The 18575-nt window shown below is 44.7% G+C and carries 19 protein-coding genes; 11 read left to right on the top strand and 8 right to left on the bottom strand.

Going from position 1 to position 18575, the window contains the following annotated elements; translation table 11 throughout:
* Positions 1-3: 3 nt before the first annotated feature.
* The 3 genes from R7P80_RS14270 (at position 4) to R7P80_RS14260 (ending at position 3414) form a co-directional block, all read left to right on the top strand.
* Positions 4-1728, top strand: a complete 1725-nt coding sequence (locus R7P80_RS14270) for a putative 2-aminoethylphosphonate ABC transporter permease subunit (protein WP_225491667.1) — start codon at positions 4-6, stop codon at positions 1726-1728.
* 9 nt (positions 1729-1737) lie between these two features.
* The gene (phnR, locus tag R7P80_RS14265; protein ID WP_005442366.1) at positions 1738-2442 is read left to right on the top strand and encodes a phosphonate utilization transcriptional regulator PhnR; all 705 of its coding nucleotides are present in this window, start codon (positions 1738-1740) and stop codon (positions 2440-2442) included.
* Positions 2443-2508: 66 nt separating this feature from the next.
* Positions 2509-3414, top strand: coding sequence for an EamA family transporter (locus R7P80_RS14260; protein ID WP_025768027.1), 906 nt, complete (start codon positions 2509-2511; stop codon positions 3412-3414).
* A gap of 68 nt (positions 3415-3482) precedes the next feature.
* On the opposite strand, the gene R7P80_RS14255 is transcribed toward R7P80_RS14260, so the two are convergent.
* Both R7P80_RS14255 and R7P80_RS14250 read right to left on the bottom strand, forming a co-directional pair.
* Positions 3483-4034 carry an outer membrane beta-barrel protein gene (locus tag R7P80_RS14255; protein ID WP_005374044.1) on the bottom strand — a complete coding sequence of 184 codons (552 nt, stop codon included), beginning with the start codon at positions 4032-4034 and terminating at the stop codon, positions 3483-3485.
* A gap of 12 nt (positions 4035-4046) precedes the next feature.
* The gene (locus R7P80_RS14250) at positions 4047-4973 is read right to left on the bottom strand and encodes a VirK/YbjX family protein (RefSeq protein ID WP_005384371.1); all 927 of its coding nucleotides are present in this window, start codon (positions 4971-4973) and stop codon (positions 4047-4049) included.
* A 412-nt stretch (positions 4974-5385) separates the two neighbouring features.
* Between R7P80_RS14250 and R7P80_RS14245 the strand changes: the two genes are divergently transcribed.
* The 5 genes from R7P80_RS14245 to R7P80_RS14225 all read left to right on the top strand — a co-directional run bounded on the left by R7P80_RS14245 (position 5386) and on the right by R7P80_RS14225 (position 11107).
* A complete protein-coding gene (locus tag R7P80_RS14245; protein WP_064369428.1) occupies positions 5386-5745 on the top strand; it encodes a DUF3316 domain-containing protein in 360 nt (119 codons plus the stop codon).
* Between the two features lie 218 nt (positions 5746-5963).
* Positions 5964-7364 carry an FAD-dependent oxidoreductase gene (locus R7P80_RS14240; protein WP_149192176.1) on the top strand — a complete coding sequence of 467 codons (1401 nt, stop codon included), beginning with the start codon at positions 5964-5966 and terminating at the stop codon, positions 7362-7364.
* 113 nt (positions 7365-7477) lie between these two features.
* Entirely contained in the window at positions 7478-8602 is a 1125-nt protein-coding gene (locus R7P80_RS14235; protein ID WP_017819760.1) for a M14-type cytosolic carboxypeptidase, read from the top strand.
* Positions 8603-9056: 454 nt separating this feature from the next.
* Positions 9057-10037, top strand: a complete 981-nt coding sequence (locus R7P80_RS14230) for an OmpA family protein (protein ID WP_005374035.1) — start codon at positions 9057-9059, stop codon at positions 10035-10037.
* A gap of 200 nt (positions 10038-10237) precedes the next feature.
* A complete protein-coding gene (locus R7P80_RS14225) occupies positions 10238-11107 on the top strand; it encodes a LysR substrate-binding domain-containing protein (protein ID WP_025768024.1) in 870 nt (289 codons plus the stop codon).
* 68 nt (positions 11108-11175) lie between these two features.
* Here R7P80_RS14225 and R7P80_RS14220 read toward each other — a convergent pair whose 3' ends face one another.
* Complete coding sequence (locus tag R7P80_RS14220) at positions 11176-12051, bottom strand: LysR family transcriptional regulator (RefSeq protein WP_225491668.1); 876 nt, start codon at positions 12049-12051, stop codon at positions 11176-11178.
* 248 nt (positions 12052-12299) lie between these two features.
* Here R7P80_RS14220 and R7P80_RS14215 point away from each other — a divergent pair, with 248 nt between their 5' ends.
* The gene (locus R7P80_RS14215) at positions 12300-12536 is read left to right on the top strand and encodes a hypothetical protein (protein WP_005374030.1); all 237 of its coding nucleotides are present in this window, start codon (positions 12300-12302) and stop codon (positions 12534-12536) included.
* 121 nt (positions 12537-12657) lie between these two features.
* On the opposite strand, the gene R7P80_RS14210 is transcribed toward R7P80_RS14215, so the two are convergent.
* Positions 12658-14028, bottom strand: coding sequence for an L-serine ammonia-lyase (locus R7P80_RS14210; RefSeq protein WP_225491669.1), 1371 nt, complete (start codon positions 14026-14028; stop codon positions 12658-12660).
* A 131-nt stretch (positions 14029-14159) separates the two neighbouring features.
* On the opposite strand from R7P80_RS14210, the gene R7P80_RS14205 reads away from it, so the two are divergent.
* A complete protein-coding gene (locus R7P80_RS14205) occupies positions 14160-15002 on the top strand; it encodes a YdcF family protein (protein WP_225491670.1) in 843 nt (280 codons plus the stop codon).
* Here the strand turns inward: R7P80_RS14205 and R7P80_RS14200 are convergent.
* A complete protein-coding gene (locus tag R7P80_RS14200) occupies positions 14992-15648 on the bottom strand; it encodes a hypothetical protein (protein WP_005374025.1) in 657 nt (218 codons plus the stop codon). The two genes, R7P80_RS14205 and R7P80_RS14200, sit on opposite strands and share 11 nt — an antisense overlap.
* Before the next feature lie 249 nt (positions 15649-15897).
* Positions 15898-16164, bottom strand: a complete 267-nt coding sequence (locus R7P80_RS14195; protein WP_005374023.1) for a DUF333 domain-containing protein — start codon at positions 16162-16164, stop codon at positions 15898-15900.
* 277 nt (positions 16165-16441) lie between these two features.
* Between R7P80_RS14195 and R7P80_RS14190 the strand changes: the two genes are divergently transcribed.
* Positions 16442-16960 (top strand): NUDIX hydrolase, encoded by a 519-nt coding sequence (locus R7P80_RS14190; RefSeq protein ID WP_005374021.1) that lies wholly within the window; start codon positions 16442-16444, stop codon positions 16958-16960.
* A 436-nt stretch (positions 16961-17396) separates the two neighbouring features.
* Here R7P80_RS14190 and R7P80_RS14185 read toward each other — a convergent pair whose 3' ends face one another.
* Positions 17397-18143 carry a lytic transglycosylase domain-containing protein gene (locus R7P80_RS14185; protein ID WP_053349351.1) on the bottom strand — a complete coding sequence of 249 codons (747 nt, stop codon included), beginning with the start codon at positions 18141-18143 and terminating at the stop codon, positions 17397-17399.
* Positions 18124-18561 carry a flagellar export chaperone FlgN gene (gene flgN / locus R7P80_RS14180; protein WP_005374018.1) on the bottom strand — a complete coding sequence of 146 codons (438 nt, stop codon included), beginning with the start codon at positions 18559-18561 and terminating at the stop codon, positions 18124-18126. Before flgN ends, R7P80_RS14185 begins: the two co-directional genes overlap by 20 nt.
* Positions 18562-18575 lie beyond the last annotated feature (14 nt).

The following is an 18575-nucleotide window of genomic DNA, read 5'->3' as shown; positions in this document are numbered from 1 at the left end:
AACATGGATGCGAAGACAATGACGATGAATAGCCTGACCACACAAGACAAAGCAAAATCCTTACTCGGGCGTGTTAGCCGCGACAACCTTGTGTTGTTTGGTTTGCTCGCTGGCTTGTCGACCATGATGGTGCTGTTCATCTTAATGCCGCTTTGGGCAATGTTGACCAAGAGTGTGCAAAATGCCAATGGCGAATTTGTCGGATTGGCAAACTTTGCGACGTACTTTTCTTCTTCAAGCTTGTGGGTGTCGGTGGGTAATACCTTCACTTTGGGCGTGATTGTGACCTCGGTAGTCGGTGTGCTTGCGTTTGGTTATGCCTACGCGCTGACTCGTTCATGCATGTCGTTTAAAGGTTTGTTCCAAATCCTAGGTACTGCGCCGATTCTCGCGCCTTCGTTGCTACCAGCGATCAGTTTAATCTTCCTTTTCGGTAATCAAGGCATTGCCAAAGAGATGCTGTTAGGAAGCTCGATTTACGGCGTGATTGGTATCTCGATGGGTTTGATTTTCTGGACCTTTCCTCATGCATTGATGATTTTGACCACTTCGCTGCGCACTTCAGATGCCCGTTTGTATGAAGCAGCCCGCGCACTGAAAACCTCACCAATCAAAACTTTCTTTATGGTGACGTTACCTGCGGCGAAATACGGTTTGATCAGTACGCTTATCGTCGTCTTTACACTGGTTATCACGGACTTTGGTGTGCCGAAAGTGATTGGTGGCAGCTATAACGTTCTGGCGACTGACATCTTCAAGCAAGTTGTGGGACAGCAAAACTTTGCCATGGGTGCGGTGACCAGCATTATGCTGCTATTCCCTGCGGTAATGGCATTCGGCGCAGACCGCTGGGTACAGAAAAAGCAAAAGAGCTTATTTGACACTCGCTCGGTGCCATATCAGCCAGAACCTAACAAAGCGCGCGACAGCATTTGTTTGGTTTACTGCAGCATCATTTCTATCGCAGTGTTGGCGGTTTTGGGTATGGCGGTGTATGGCTCGTTAGTGACGTTCTGGCCTTGGAACAAAGCGTTGACGCTAAACAACTACAACTTTGCTGAAATGAGCACTTACGGTTGGAGCCCATTCTTCAACTCGCTAACGCTGGCAGGTTGGACAGCGGTTATTGGTACAGCCATCATCTTTGTCGGTGCTTACTGCATTGAGAAAGGGCGTGCGTTCGGTCCAATTCGTCAAGTGATGCAAATGCTCAGCGTGGTGCCAATGGCGGTTCCGGGTATGGTGCTTGGCTTGGGTTACATCTTTTACTTCAATGATGCGAACAATCCTTTGAACGTGCTTTATGGCACCATGGCATTCTTGGTGATTAACACGGTAGTGCATTATTACACGGTGGGTCACATGACCGCCCTGACAGCGCTAAAGCAGTTGCCATCGGAGATTGAAGCCACAGCAGCATCGGTGAAGCTTCCTCAATACAAGTTGTTCTTTAAAGTGACATTACCTGTGTGTTTACCTGCGATTTTGGACATTGCGACTTACTTGTTTGTTAATGCATTGACCACCACTTCTGCGGTAGTATTCCTTTACTCAACCGATACGATTCCGGCTTCGGTCTCGATTCTGAATATGGACGATGCAGGTCAAACTGGCGCTGCAGCGGCAATGGCCGTGATGATTATGATGGCTGCCGCAATTGCGAAGATTGTTCAGATGACTTTGGGTAAATTGTTAGAGAATCGCACACAAGCTTGGCGCAAAAGATAAGGACACTTCGTGCAATACGTAAAAATTAAAGATTCGATTGTTGAACAGATTGAAGCGGGCATGCTATCGCCGCGTCAAAAACTGCCAGCAGAGCGTAAGTTGGCGGAGTCGTTCGATACTACACGCGTTACTTTGCGTGAAGCTTTATCATTGCTAGAAGCGGAAGGTCGAATTTATCGCGAAGATCGCCGAGGTTGGTTTATCTCACCTGAGCCATTGCGTTACGACCCAACCCAAACGCTAAACTTCCCGAACATGGCGAAAGCGCAAAATCGTGTGCCAAAAACGGAGTTGGTTGCAGCAAAAGGGACGTTGGCAAACAAACAAGCGGCGCGTTTGCTGGACTTGCAGCCTTTCTCGGATGTGTATCGAGTCGACCGTGTGCGATACCTTGAAGACAGACCTGTGGTATTCGTAACAAACTACATTCGTCCAGAGCTGTTTCCGAACCTGCTGGATTACGATTTATCAAATTCACTGACGGACATTTACCGCGATCATTATGGCGTGACGTATCAAAAGATTCGCTACCGCATTTCAACCAGCACTTTGTTGGGTGAAATGGCTCAGGCATTGCGTGCGACAGCCGGTACGCCTGCGATGGTAGTGGAGCGCATCAACTACAACCAACACGGTGAGTTAATTGATTGCGATATCGAGTATTGGCGACACGATGCCATCAGCATTGAATCTCTGGCGGAACTCAATCGTTAAGTGGATTTTCTCATTATGTAAGGCTCCATCTCGGGGCCTTTATTTTATTCAGACAGGAACATTGAAATGGATTTGTTGGCGATTGGTCTCGTCGTTTTTTCTGCTGTTCTCCATGCGGGGTGGAATATCCTTGGTAAAAGCAACTCAGGTTCTGGACTCGCGTTTACCATGGCCGCCAGCTTCTCTGCATGTTTCATTCTTACCCCTTATTTGATTTGGTATTTGGCGACCATTGGCTGGACATCATTACCGAGCGAGTTTTGGGGATTGCTGTTCATTAGCGGCATTTCACAAATGGTCTATCTAGTCGGTTTGATTGTCGCTTATAAGCATGCAGACGTGGGGGTGGTTTATCCAATTGCTCGGGCGTTGCCTGTGATGATGGTCGGCGCAATCAGTGTGGCATTAGGGCATGAATTATCCAGTCAGCAGTGGCTTGGATTCTTGCTGATAACCCTTGGTTGTATGCTGGTACCACTGACGAACTTTCGTCAGATGACGCTGAGCTCTTATTTGAATGTCGGTGTGTTCTGGGCATTAATTGCCGCAATAGGCACAACGGGTTACTCGGTAGTCGATAAAGAAGCGCTGAGTTTACTCACAGGACAAGCATCAGAGATCTTGAATGATCAGTACAGTGCAATCTTCTACTTGGGCGTGCAGTTTTGGGCAATTGGTATTCCTGCCCTTGTGTGGTGCTTAGTTACGGACAAGCCAGATGAGATTAAGACAGCGTGGCAGATCCGCAAAACAGCCAGCATGGCAGGGGTAATGATGGCATCCACCTACGGCTTGGTGCTGTTTGCGATGACCATGACCGACAACGTGAGTTTGGTCGTAGCACTAAGGCAAATCAGCATTGTGTTTGGATTGTTTATGGGGATTTGGTTTCTGTCTGAGAAATGGTATCTCACCCGAGGGCTTGGCGTTACTTCTATCGTGGCGGGGATCATTCTCGCGCTTGCGTATTGACCTATATTCACGAAAAAAGGCAGCGAATGAGCCTCTCGCTGCCTTTTGTATTAACTTGTAAGCCTTGTTTAAAAGCGCAGTTGCGCACCAAACATCACGCCGCTAGAGTCAAAATCGCTGTTTTTTGAGTACACATATTCTGCATTCAAACCAAAGTGTTTATAGCTCCAGCCGATACCGCCAGCCGCTTCACCTCCGACACTTGAGTGTTCGATGTTCTTGCTCTGACCGTTCACTTTATAAGTGTATTCGAGAGTGTAGAGAGTGACACCTGCCTTGCCGTACAGTTCGAAACCTGAACCCAGAGGATAGCTAGCATAGCCACTCAAGCGAGGTCCGGAGAAGCTCGTATCGGTGACTTCTGAAATCGGACTCACGAGTATCGAGCCGATACCGTCAAACGCGCCTTTATAACCTGCTTCAATACCAAAGTTATGTGTTGGCATGTAGCGGTAATATATTTCACCTAAGAACATGTCGCCTGATTCTTTGCTTGTCGGAGCATCGTAGTTCACATCGCCATAGCCAATGTTTGTACCTATGATGTGCTCACTGGTTTCTGCATTGGCTGACAAAGAAAAAGCCGACAACACTAAAGCAGTAATGAATGAATAACGCATGAACGCTTCTCCTTAGCTTTTAGCTTGCTCGCCTTTTAATATTTGTTCGAAAGTGATCTTGGTGTTGTCTAGCCATTCATAACGGCGACGATACATCGAACGCTTAGAGCGCGACATGCCTTCGATATCTCGACGGGGTGCATTTACATCAATTGAGTAAAAATGACGATTGTATTCGGTGCCGCCTAATTCTTGCCAGAGTGCATCGTAATCTGTTTTGATTCGCCCTTTGCTGTAGCGCTTAGCTGCGTAAGTATGGGACTGCGTTTTCACTGCTAGAATCGTGTTCACTTCCCAAATTTGTGCGAGCAAAGTGAGCAAGCTCACCATCAAGCTTTTTGGTCTCTGTCCGTAAAGCTTACGAGTTAGCTTTTTAATTTTCGCGTTGTTTTCTTCACTGCTTCGCGGTCCTTGTAAGCCGCCAATCATAATGCTGCGTCCAGATTCGATGTGGCCGAGCGTAAAAGAGAGCGTGTAGAAGTTGCCATCTTCAGCGCTGTGCAGCACTAGGCTCATGTCGCCTTCTTTTTGATAACGTGCTTCGTATACTAATCTCACCGAGTACAGGATTTCGTCAATTTCAAAAGAGGCTAATGTTAGGCCTTTCGAGTCTGTGTAGATTTCTTCGATTGTTTGTTTAGAAAACAGTTCTGAAATCGTTTTATAGTGATCAACCACCAAGTTAGAACGATCGAACGCTGAGTTGTTTTTGATGATATACGGACGAAACGGTTTCTCTAAAAACCGATGCGTACGTGTACAAAGCAACTCTAACAATGACGATTCAATATTGTCTGAAAGGTGCTTAAATGCACGTTTGTAATAAAGCGCACGTAAGATGAACTTAGCTCTGTAGGTCCAAATTGGCTTGTAGACATCAGCATAATCATCTGAGTAAATCGATTTGCTATGGTAAAAAATGGATTTGTTCGCGGTCATTTTCACTCCAGATTAACTTGTGCTCAATAGCGACAATTAAGAACCGACGGACGAGCAGCGAAGAACCCGAAAAGGAGGAATGCAAAGCACGACTGAAAAGAGGTGGTTTTTGCTGTGTCCGACGTTTTTGTAAGGTTTTGAACACTGTTCTTTTGCTGGAATTCTAAGAGAAAATTGACCTTAGGTATTGTATGGTTTGGTAAGGAAATGTCAGGTTGAAACCCATTGTTCAAAAGGAAGAAAATGCGAATGTCGGCTGAATATGACGTTGAGTTGCTAAGTTAATGTGAAATAAGTTGAACGAAAATTGAACATTATTTGAAATTGTTTTGACGTGTTTTAGGTCTTTATACGTACCTTATAAGTATCGAGCCAATTTTGGCCCGATGTAAAGGTAAGTAAGGAGAGGTTTATGAAACGCTTAACAACTTTAGCAAGTACGATTGCTCTGATTGCTGCACCTTCTATGGCTCTTGCTGGTGGTTATCATTGGACAAACGATACCGAAACTATCCATGGCGACGTAATGGATAGCAAACAAGCGGCTTATGAAATGGGCCGAGACATGATCCAAAGCTACCAAAATAAATCATCTGGACAACTCCGTGATGAGTTTACGAGCCTTACAACGTATGTTGATCGCCAATCGTTTTCTATCACTGACTCAAAAGTCATGGTAAATGAGTTCTTGCAAAGTGACGGGCAAGTTGTTTACCAGCCTATTCTCAATGTTCAATACGAGTACCGCATGCGTGATACCGGTAAATATTAACCAGTAAGACGGACTCGAATTGTTTACCACTAATATTTTTGCTGTTTGTTTTGGGGAGCCACGAGCTCCCCATTTTGTTTTTGTTGGAAGCGAAAATTCGCACACTCTCAGTGCAACATTTTCTATCGCTCAGCGTTAGATTTTCTTGCTCGTTGATTGTCATCATCGTTTGTAAAGTGTTTGCGGAAATGGATGTAACGCACTAACGAGGATACCCGATGACACATCATTCATATTGGTTCAAGCAGGCAATTGAAGCTGAGCAACCAGAAACGCCACAACCGTTACAGCAGAACATTAATACTGACGTTGCGATTGTTGGTGGCGGATACACCGGACTTTGGACCGCGATTATGATTAAGCAGCAATCTCCGGAAAAAAAGGTAGTCGTGATTGAAAAAGGCCTTTGTGGCAGTGGTGCATCGGGCGCAAACGGCGGTTGTATGCTGACTTGGTCTACCAAGTTTCCGACATTGAAACGGTTATTCGGTGAAGAACATGCTGCTTGGTTAGTAAAAGAGTCGGAACAAGCAGTGCTAGAGATTGACGACTTTTGTCAGCAGCACAACATCGATGCGCAATTATCGTTGAAAGGGGTTTATTACACTGCAACCAATCAGGCTCAAACTGGGGGAATGCAGCCAGTTGTGGACGAGTTAAAGCGATTAGAAGTGAACAGTTGGCGTCGTTGCTCGGTGGAGGAACTGCGTGCCAATGCGGGTTCACCTCGACATATAGAAGGCTTTCACTCTCCAGTTGCAGCCAGCGTTCAACCTGCATTATTAGTGAGGGGGTTACGCCGTGTTGCTATTGATCTGGGTGTAGAAGTTTATGAGAACACGCCGATGACGCGTCTAGATTATGGAAAACCTGCCACTGTCTGTACACCTAAAGGAAATGTTCAAGCGCAGCAGGTGGTATTGGCATTAAATGCATGGATGGTGGAGCAGTTTAAACAGTTCAAAAACAGTATCGTGGTGGTCTCTTCCGACATGGTGATCACCAAGCCGCTTGGTGACGCACTACCTCTATCTGGTTGGCAGGCAGGTTCTAGCGTGTTGGATTCACGTATCTTCGTCCACTATTACCGAGATACGCCAGATGGCCGTTTGATGTTGGGGAAAGGCGGCAATCAGTTTTCTTTCAATAACCAAGTTGACGCAATGTTTAACAAGCCAACACGCTACCAAGGTCTACTGCGCAAGTCGTTCGATAAGTTGTTTCCTCATTTGAGAGGAGAGGAGTTTGCTTATTCATGGACGGGGGGCTCTGATCGTTCTGCTACTGGTTTCCCTTTTTTCGGCGAGCTAGATAAACAGAGCAATATCTTTTACGGATTTGGTTATTCAGGCAATGGTGTAGCGCAGACTCGAATGGGCGGAAAAATCTTATCTTCGTTGGCATTGGGAATCGATAATGAATGGACGAAAAGCGGTTTAGCCAAAGGGCCGTTGGGGCATTTCCCGCCAGAGCCATTCCGTTGGACGGGAGCAATGATGGTACGCAACGCGGTACGTCGCAAAGAGGAAGCAGAAGATAACGAGCAGACGCCATTCATCTGGGATAAGTGGCTAGCAAAACTCGCGGGACCAGCAGGCAAAGCGGATAAGCTTGACTAAACTGAAGACTTTAGCCACAAACGAGACAGTTTGCAGTGAAAGTCATTGGGGCGCGATGAAGCCTTGTGTTAGCCTCTGTCTTTCAAGCTCAGATTTAAAAGGTGAGTCATAAAATGAAAGTATTCAGCAACTTCGATAGCGGCAGCATTCACGTAGTGAAAGCGGACGACAAAAACGACATCCAACTCAAAATTCCTAACGACAATATGTCGGAATTCTACCAGTGGTTCCACTTCCGTCTTGAGACAGAAGCCGAGCAATCACACACCATCAAATTGCTTGATTTGGCTAAATCGGCTTATCCAGAAGGATGGCAAGGTTACGATGTGGTTGCGTCTTACGATCGTGAAGAATGGTTCCGAGTACCGGCAGAGTTCGATGGCGACACGCTGACTTTCACTGTAATCCCTGAGCGCAGCTCAATTTACTTCGCGTACTTTGCGCCATACACGTACGATCGTCATTTAGACTTGTTACACATGGCACAAAGCGCGCACCACTGCCAACTTGAAACACTAGGCCACACATTAGACGGCAACGACATGAGCTTGCTTACTTTCGGTGAGCCAGAAGAAGGTAAAAAGAAAATCTGGATGATTGCACGTCAGCACCCAGGTGAGACGATGGCAGAATGGTTCATGGAAGGTATGATCCAACGTCTGTTAGATGAAAACGACACGGTTGCGCGTGCATTGCTTGAAAAAGCGGTGCTTTACGTCGTACCAAACATGAACCCAGACGGTGGTATTCGCGGTCACTTGCGTACCAACGCAGTAGGTGTAAACCTAAATCGTGAATGGCAAACGCCATCAATGGAAAAGAGCCCAGAAGTCTACCTTGTGCGTCAGCGCATGCTGGAAACGGGTGTTGACATGTTTTTAGATATTCATGGCGATGAAGCGATTCCGTATAACTTCGTCGCTGGCTCAGAAGGTATTCCTTCTTACGATGAAAATCTTGCCGCTTTAGAGACATCATTTAAGCAAGCGTTACTGACTATTACGCCAGAGTTCCAAGATGAGATTGGTTACGATAAAGATGAGCCTGGTAAAGCGAATTTGACTGTGGGTTCAAATTGGGTTGCAGAGCAGTTCAAATGCTTGTCTTACACAATCGAAATGCCATTTAAAGATAACAACAATCACCCAGATCCACTTTACGGTTGGTCTCCTGAGCGTAGTGTCTTGTTTGGGCAAGATGTATTAGCTGCAACGTTAACCGTAGCGGATAAAATTTAGCGCGACGAGTTAACGCTTTTTCATTATTTCGAAAACAGCTCATTTAAATGAGCTGTTTTTTTGTGCTCTCCACATCCATGCTCCCCTGTAAAAATTTGTTGCCATTCACAAGCTTAAATGATGATTCTTAAATTTGAGAAAGTGGCTTTTTATGGTGATTTGCGTCACAGAAAGTTGGCTTCTTTGTGATATTCTCCGCAACGAATTGACTATGGCTAAACCAACGCAACGAACTTTATTTTTCGGTTGGGTATGCGGATGAAGCTCATGAATAGATGGTCTTGAGGTTACCTTTTTCCGTTTTACGTCATTGGCGTTTGAATATCATTTTTGATTCTTTCCTACGCTATTTAGCTATTTCTATTTGAAGAAAAGAGAAAGTTACGGCTTCATATTTTACGGCAGTATGCTGCCGCGGTGTGTTGCTTTGTGTACAAGAAAAAGGAAAAGAATAATGAAAAAAATCGCTATAGCAGTGGCTACTGTACTTGCTGGTGGTGTGATCTCAAACGTTGCACTTGCTGACACTTACATGGGCGGTAAAGTAGGTTACAACTCTCTAAACGATGCGTGTTACCTAAACGAACCTTGTGACGACGACAGTTTTGCAGCATCTATGCACTTAGGCTACAGCTTCAACAAGTACGTTGCAGCGGAGTATGGTGTTGATTACCTTGGTGACTTCACTGCAAACTTCAAAAAGCCTGGCCTAAACACAGTTGACGGTGACCTATGGGCACTAACTCTAGCTCCTAAGTTCAACCTACCACTAACGGATTCTTGGAATCTATTCGCGAAAGTTGGTGCTGCATACATGATGGCTGGTGACGAGAAAGATTTCGTACCAACTGGCTCTCTGGGTGCTGAATACCAAATCAACTACAACTGGAGCCTACGTGCTGAATACCAACGCTACCAAGATATGTCTGATGATGTAATTGAAGACATGGATTCAGATTTCTTCGGTATCGGTTTCAACTACAAGTTTGGTTCTGAGCCAGTCGTTCAAGAAAAAGCCGTTGAAGAGGTGGTAGAAGCACGTCCTGCAACACGCATTGTAGATCACGTTTACCCTGCTCAAACAACAGCGACAGTACAATTCGACTTAGAAAGTGCAGAAGTGAAAGACGCGTCGAACCTTTCTGGTACCGTTGATTTGATGAATACTTACCCACAAGCTCAAGTTGAGATCACGGGTTACAGCGATACGACAGGTTCTGCTGCTTACAACAAGCAACTCACAGAAAAACGTGCGAAAGCCGTTGCTGACGAGTTCCAAGCAAAAGGTATTGCGGCTGAGCGTATGACAGTGAAAGGCATGGGTGAAGCTAACCCAGTGGCAAGCAACGAGACACGTCAAGGTCGTCAAATGAACCGTCGTGTTGAAGTGGTTGTTCCTGCGTTTGAATACCAAACAACTGAAAAAGCAGAATAACTCCTGCTTAAGATAAAGTTCCAAAAGCCAGCGTGTATCACGCTGGCTTTTTTGATCCCGCTTAACAAACTAAGTAGTTGTGTAGAAACATAGTTATATCGGGACGCTTTGACATATGCTCAACATACGTAAACTCAGCACCTTCATCAATTTGTCATCACCAGTTCATAGCATGACAGCCAAGTGTTTGGGAGAATGATATGCAAAGTTTACCGCCGCTCAATTTGCTCCGAGCTTTTGAAGCCACGGCGCGACTACAGAGTTTTACAAAGGCCGCAGAGGAGCTAAATGTGACTCGTGCGGCCGTCAGCCAACAGGTGAAATCGCTAGAGTCACAGCTCAATGCGACGTTATTCGAGCGCAAGGGCACGCACCTTACGCTGACCTGCTCAGCACAAGAATACTGGCCTGTGGTTAATCATGTGCTTCAAACATTATCGACCACGACGCAGCATTTATTTACTCGTCCCAAGAATACGCAAGTTAACTTACATGTCGCTCACAGCTTTTGCTCTCAGTGGTTAATGCCAAGATTGGCTGATTTTCAGCGACAATTCCCAGACATTTCCTTTAAAATCTCGACCACTGCTAATACGGTTCCAAACGCCAGTGCGATTGCGGATATCGAAATTATTAACGGAGATGGAGATTGGCAAGAGCAAGAAGCCATACGATTAACCCAAGAAAACTGGATCGTTGTCGCAAGCCCGGGCTTTATGCATTTAAACCCGATAAATGACCTCTTGCAGTTAACTAAAGCGCCTAAAATCTGTACTAGCGGTTATCATGAATCTTGGCAAGAGTGGCTTACGCACCAAGGTTATCAAGGGAAGGTGAGCAAAGTCGTCGCCGAGTTTGAACACTCATTGCTTGCTATTCATGCTGCGATGAATCAACTTGGCGTGTTGCTGGTAAGAGACTTTCTTGTTGAGGATGAGCTGCAACAGGGCGTATTAGTCCAGGCTGGAAATTGGAATATGCCAAGTTCCGGTGCACATTATATGATGGTTCGAGCATCCGAAAAATCACACGTAAACACCTTTGCTCAATGGTTAATACAGAGTCTTTAATGTTCGTTCAGCGAGTGAGTAGAGCGCATGTATGGTTTGGCTATTATTAGCAGTAGCAAGTCATCAGTCTAGGACTGAGCGACATGCTTAATGACATCTAATAACCACTGATTTACCGGAGCTTGCTGTTGAGAGCGACGACAGCTCATCACGTAGCGAACATCAAGCTCTAGCCCAGCAGGAAGCGTGATACTTCGGCAACCCTTAGGAACATGTCCACTCATCGTTATGCCAAAATGATTCGTTTGCAGAAGCACTTTTTGAATCATCGCTGGGTGCTCAATTTCCACTTTAGGTGTGGTTCTAAAACCCATATGTTTGAGCCTTTCCAACACAGGGTACCGGTAGTCGTTCCATCCCGGCGTTTTAAAAAGTATAACAGGGTACTCTTCTAGCTCTTGGGAGTTTTGAGCAGGATGATCTTGTCGAACAAAAAATACCGCTTTTCCTCGCCCCAGTTCGGTCTGAACAATTGACTGTGGCAGATCTTCATCAAAGTAATGAATCGCAATGGCGTTTTCACCGTCAATTAATCGTTTTTTTGCTTCGCTACCCCAGCGCAAACATGAGAATTTTGCTTCTGGAGCGTGCTTTAGTAACTCCAAGTAAAACTTGTCACCGAAGTACTCCCAAAACAATGTGTTGGCATAAATAGTGATTGAGCCGTCAAAATGAGCTGGTGAAAAATGCTGTGGTTTGATGGAATCAATACTGTTGATTATTTGCTCAAAATGCGCAATGTTCGCTTCCACAAAAGCTGTTGGTTCAAAGCCATTTTTGGTCTGAACGAATAGCGGATCATTGAGCTGAGTTTTCATCTTTGTCAGATTTTTGCTGATTGCTCCTGACGTTTTACCGAGTGATTCTGCGACTAACCGGACGTTACGTAACTCATACATCCGTTTTAATACCAAAATATTTTGAATATCCAGATTAACGCTCATACATTGTCTCGCTTGGCTTTTTTCGACAAATCATATCGCTGAATTTCTTAAGAAAAGACAACGCTCGGTCAATTTAAGTTGCTGCCTTATCCCTGATTTATTGAAGGTAACGATAAGTTATTCTTGGTTACATCAGTTTATTAGCATGGATTTCCATTTGGTAAATAATGGCTTTCCTCGTATGAGCGCGTTTCTGTTGTTACAGTTTTTCCACCGAAAGAAAGTAAGAACGATAATAGAGGTGATGTATGAAAAAACTAATCGCACTTGTTTTGATGGTTTGCTCAACAAACGTAGCATTTGCTGGCGATGGGTCATACACGGGCACGATTGATATGACGATGGCAACGAAAAATCAGGTTGACGTAGAGCGTGCAGATTCTCAATTGACGCTGAAGGGTCGCAATGAAATGGCCTATGGCGGTGTAACAATCCATTCGGATGCTGCAACTCAAAAAATTGAACTTCGTGGTCGACGTGATTAATCGAATAGTTTCTTGTTAAGAAAATGCCGCGAAGAACGCGGCATTTCTATATGTAATATCATCAGATCATAATTACCAGATAAGCGTATGGTGAGAAGCTAAGCGCAATGACCACTTGCCATTATTCGCATGGCGGTGCCATATGAATGACAGCTAAGCCCCCCAAAGAGGTTTCACGGTATTTTTTATTCATATCTTTACCAGTCTGATACATGGTTTCGATAACTTTATCTAACGAAATTAAGCATTTACTTGTGCGCTTTAATGCCATACGCGATGCATTAATCGCTTTCATTGCTCCCATGGCATTTCTTTCAATACAAGGTACTTGAACCAAGCCGCCAATCGGGTCACAAGTCATACCCAATGAATGCTCCATCGCAATTTCCGCAGCAATACAAATCTGCTCGTTACTGCCCCCTCTTAGCGCTGTTAAGCCAGCGGCAGCCATGGATGAAGAAACCCCAACTTCTCCCTGACACCCCACTTCTGCACCAGAAATTGACGCGTTAGTTTTATATAAGATGCCGATAGCGCCGGCGACTGCGAGAAAGTCTTTTAGCTGTTTAACATCGAGCTCTTTGATGAAGCGATGGTAGTACATCAATACCGCCGGAATCACCCCTGCTGCACCATTCGTTGGAGAAGTGACGACTTGCCCTCCTGCTGCATTTTCTTCACTAACCGCAAAGGCAAAGAGATTGATCCAATCCATGATCTCCATCGGATCGTTTTCAACTGCAGCGTTGGCTTCGAGCTTTTTCAAAAGGTTTGGTGCTCGACGAGTGACATTTAGACCACCTTCCAAAATCCCTTCCGTATCGAAGCCACGTTGCATGCAGAGCGACATCACTTTCCAAATTTGCTCTGCTCTTTGGTTAATTTCTTCGTCTGAGCGAAATGCGAGTTCGTTTTGGAGGATCATGCCTCCCAAGCTGAAACCGTTCGTCTCGGCTTTTTCCAGCATCTCATCTGCGGATGTAAACGGAAATGGTACTGCGACCTCATTTTGCTGCGTGCCGTTCTCTAGTTCGTCGGCGGTGGCGATGAATCCGCCCCCAATGGAGTAATAAATTTCAAACGCTACTTGATCTCCAGCTGCGTCTAATGCCGTAATCGTCATACCATTTTCATGCAGGGGAAGGTTGTCGCTATGAAAGACGATGTCATGGTCGTAGCTAAACTCAACCTGGTGTGTACCGGCGAGCATGAGCGTATTATTGTCTATGGTATTTTGTAGCGCACTTTTGGCACTGCTCATTTTGATGGTATCAGGTTTATTTCCCATCAAACCAAGGACCGTGGCTCGGTCTGTATGGTGCCCTCTACCTGTCAGTGACAATGAGCCATAAAGGTCCACTTGCACCCGATGCACTTTCGCCATAGAGTCGCTAACTAGCTGAGTGAAATGGAATCCGGCAAGCATAGGACCATTAGTATGGGAGCTGGATGGCCCGACACCAATTTTAAATATATCGAAAATCGACAGCATAATTGACTTCCTTTAGCAGTGAACCTTTATAAAGGTCTCTAGAACAGTGTTGTTAACTAGATGTTAAAGCTTGTGGGTCGGGAGTGAAAGAAGATTTTTGTAACACTGCCAACTAAGCGCGAGATTTTAAAATGAAGTTAGACAACATCGTCATCGTTTTAGGTAAACGCCTCGTCAATAACAGGTTGACCTCTGAGGGCATAACCAGAGTCGAAGCTTTGTCTTGTAGGACTGCATCACTACCGATAGAGCGAACGGTGATTGTTTTTTGTGGCGGAGTAACGCAAGGACAAAGCGTTTCTGAAGCAGAGGCGATGTACGCGTATTTTAGAGCCCTAAACACAGACTCTGTGAATCCGTTCCCTGAACGTCATATACTCTTAGAAACGGAGTCGTTGAACACGTTTCAAAACATGCGTTATGTTTCCCAAGTTTTGTGCAAAAGTGGGTTGTTCGAGTTATGGTCGGGGCATCCGGTTGAGGTTATCTTGCTGTCTAATGACTACCACCTCGAACGAATCATTGATATCCAGAATTTGATGGATGAGCAAGGCTTATTACGAGTACTTAAATCCGATTGCGAATCCATGGGGGTGACCCTCAATATTCCACTGGATATCAGCAAACATATTAGCGTGCCATACCCACATAAAGGGCTTATGGCGGAGACATTCTTGCTACTCGATGAACTCACAACCTACCGAGTTTATTTAGAAGGGGTCAAGCATGGCGTATTTTTCCGAGATTTATCAATTGTCCGAAAAAAGCCACTGATGATCGCAAGAGATGCTATTCACAAATTGCTCTCTTTCCCGCTCGATAAAGAGGCTTTGCAAGATATTGAAGAAATGAAAAAGGCCGTCGAAATGACGGCCTTGGATGAATCTGTAGGTGCTGCGGAAAAGGCATTAAGTATCTTCCATCCGATACTGACTGCATTGAACCGTCGCTTTGATCCTGAGTCTATTCATTAAGCTCGCGTTTTGTGCGGACGGCGCTTAATGCGATCAAACAGTAGCAAAGCAGTTCTATACCTTCTTCTGAGATATTTTTAACATCACGGATGTAATTTTCATCCATCACTTGTTGCCAAAAACTGCCCATACCATACAAACGAGAGAAGACTAATAATAGCATCACAGCGCCTACTAATAGCTTCATATGTGGCACCGTTAAAATGGTCGCCATTTCGTTCATGGTACCTTTACCACCTTGGTAGGCTTTGGCGCAAGCCAGTGCGGTGACAGCAAGTGCTGGGAAAACCCAAGAGCCATGATGAATCATGTCTGTCCAATAGTCCGTTTCGCGAATAATAAGTACTGCAAAAAATCCTGCAATCAAAATAGCCGCATGCTTTAGCTGAGGCTGTTGTTTCGATAAGCTGAAAAACGACCATGATGCAATAGCAAGCATCACAAGCTGGAGCGTTTCTGTAACGGAAAGCTCGCCAAGGCTTGATCCCAACACGACATAATCAAGACGAAGACTAAGGTTAACGAGAATACTGATAGCGACAATCATCAAGGCGTTTAAACTCGATTTATAAATAATGCGCTTCGATTTTTCAGTAACAACGTTGCTTGGGGCTGACTCGGCTTCTTTTACTATTTGTGTTTTCATCTTGCTCACCTGTCCCAGAAAATGTGGAAGAAATGTGAATTAGTGTGATCTGTGTTTGGAATTTTATTGTCCAAGTGGAAAGTTATGTCAGGGGAATGTCAAGAATAGAACACTGTTCGATATAGGGTCGATGTGCGGTAAAGTCAGAGATATGTAAAAACAACGTAAGAACACTTTGATAAATCAAATAAAAAAGGAGCCCAAAGGCTCCTAAGTGATAGAGGGAAGGTGACGTATCGATAAAAATAATTAGTAGTTGTCACCCTCATTTTCTTTGTGATTCTCGCGATAGTATTCCCATTGCTCGACGCGTTCATTGTCCGACAGCACACAGTAAGTGACACGTTCGCCGTTTTCCGACACGGTATCCAGCTCACCACCTTGCTGAACACAGTATACGGCTGCGGGATTTGCAACGGAGGTATACTCAGTTGATCGGGTCGCTCCCTCGTAAGTTGAACAACCAGCCAGTACCAATGTTGCAGCCATAGCCATCATTAAATTTGTCTTTTTCATTCTTTATCTCCGCATGGGGTGGGCGAGTATTGTATTGATTATAGGCAACTTTAAGAGATTATTGTCTTATCGATGTTAAAAGTAAGAGGGACGTATAAGAATTTAGATATTCTCATTTATTGCTGATTAGCACGTCACACTTCTGTTCTTGGCGTATTGTTGTGAAGGTCATATCAATCACTTCCTGACAAGCGCTCGAACGTACCTGGCCTACAACAATGATTTAAAGTGTGAAATTCGGTAATATGCGCACAAAACATTGACCGTGGTATTTTCGATGAGACATTTAAAATCGACCGTTCATCCAGACATAGAGCATTTGGATGACAAAATTGTTTTTCAGCGCAATGCAGCGCGAGCCATTGTACTTGATGGTGAAGATGTGCTGTTGCTCTATACAGAACGTTACCATGACTACACGCTACCAGGCGGTGGTATTGATGATGGTGAAGATGTCATTGCTGGATTAGTCCGTGAATTAGAGGAAGAAACGGGCGCCCAAAATATACATGGTATTAAGCCTTTCGGAATCTTTGAGGAGTTTCGTCCGTGGTACAAGGATGACGCTGACGTGATGCACATGGTGTCGTATTGTTATACGTGTAAAATCGAACGTGAGCTAGGCGAAACGGCGTATGAAGATTACGAAGTTAAAAATGGAATGCGCCCGGTATGGATGAACATACACGAAGCAATTGCACACAATGAAAAAACGATGGCAGAAAGCCCGAAAAAAGGCATGAGCATTGAGCGCGAAACGTTTTTACTTCAGTTGATTTCTAAAGAATTACTATAAGCAGCTAGCTTGCATTATTACGACTTAGCTTCTGTTGGCTCTATTGTGGGCAAAGATTTTAGAGCAATAAAAAAGTCCGGACTCCCCCCCCCGGAACCCGGACTTATTCCAGACGCGCAAGCGAAGCGTCATCTTGATATGTTAGATTTGTTTCGAACTATGAAAACAATAGCTGTTTTACATTTAGTGTGTAAATAATTATTAGGTCTGACCATTGGTTTTCATGTTTTTTGCAAACACAATGTGACGCATATCTACCCAATTGCCAAGCGTAATTGGGGCGCTTTTTAGTAAACCACTACTCTTTCTTATCTTTGAGATACCTTACCTCAACTTTTTTGCACACGTTTGCATAGAGATCACGAGTTTTCAAATTCGCCGAACAGGATCTTGTAATTTTACGTTTCTCTGACATTGAGCGCTGTCGTCGCTTTTATCACAAATTAACTAGCGGAGGCAGTCGGCTAAAGTCGACCAGCGGTTGTGAAATCATAGGAGCGTCTGGAGCAAACAAGAGTAAAGGTTGAAATGATGAGGATTGTAACTGACCGATATCTATCAACTTTTCCAATGCATAGAAGCGGCTGACGTATTGGCGAGTCTCGTTAGGCAGCGTGAGTTGTTGGAAATCTCGACTTCCTGCTTGCTGAATAGCACGTGCAACGCGTCCTTCTCCGGCATTGTATGCAGCTAAGGTCAGAGCCATATTTTGATCGAATTTGTTGTATAAAAACGCCAGGTACTTGAGCGCGGCCGTTGTGCTAGCTTCTGTGTCAAAGCGATCGTCTTGTTTTGTATTTATCGTTAATCCGAATCGTTTCGCTGTGGTTGGTATCAATTGCCAAAGTCCGGCGGCGTTAGCGTGAGAAACGGCTTTGGGGTTGTAAGAAGATTCTAACATTGGTACTAAGGCTAGGCTATTTGGTAATGAGTGGTTTTGAAGCTGTTTGAAAATGTGGTTAATTACCGGTTTGGATGAATCGAGACGCTTGGCAATTTGTGGTTTGTATGGTGCTAATACTTGATACTGCGTTTGAATATCGACAGCATTTGGTTTTGCCTGGCATGTGATTGGAAGGTAGGACAGAAAGGCAATAAAAATAAAAAGGCCTACAGTACTCAGCCGAGATGGCGACTGAATCTGTAGGCAAGACGAACATCGTTTAGAACGATTTATCTTCATAAGTGTGTTGCACAGGTTGTTTGAGTTGACTGACCAACTCATGGAACGCCGCAGAGCTGTGGCCATTGCTCTGATTGTATTGTTGGCACTGACTTACCAACGTTTCCAATAGCGCCCATTGTTTTCTAGCTTGCATACCTATTTGGGCAGGCAAAGCATTGAAAATTCGTTTTACGCTGGCGTCATTACACGCTAACCCCAGCGCTCGCATACACTGGCTTCTGTCATTGGCGGAGCGGCTGAGTTTATTGAGTATCGGCATTTGTTTCTGAACATTGTCGTTCAGTGCCTCTCCATCAAACTTTAAGTACAATACCTTTTGCTGCTGAAGCAAAGGAAGCAGTTGTTGATAAAGCTTAATATCCTCAGATATAGAGCGAACAAATTGTTGAATTCGCTGCGATACTGCGCTTGCCATGATGTCTTCCTAGC

The sequence above is a fragment of the Vibrio sp. 2092 genome (genome assembly GCF_033339635.1).
In the GTDB taxonomy this organism is placed as follows: Bacteria; Pseudomonadota; Gammaproteobacteria; order Enterobacterales; family Vibrionaceae; genus Vibrio; species Vibrio alginolyticus.
The sequence above is the reverse complement of the archived record's forward strand: the minus strand, read 5'-3'. Positions and strand labels throughout refer to the sequence as shown.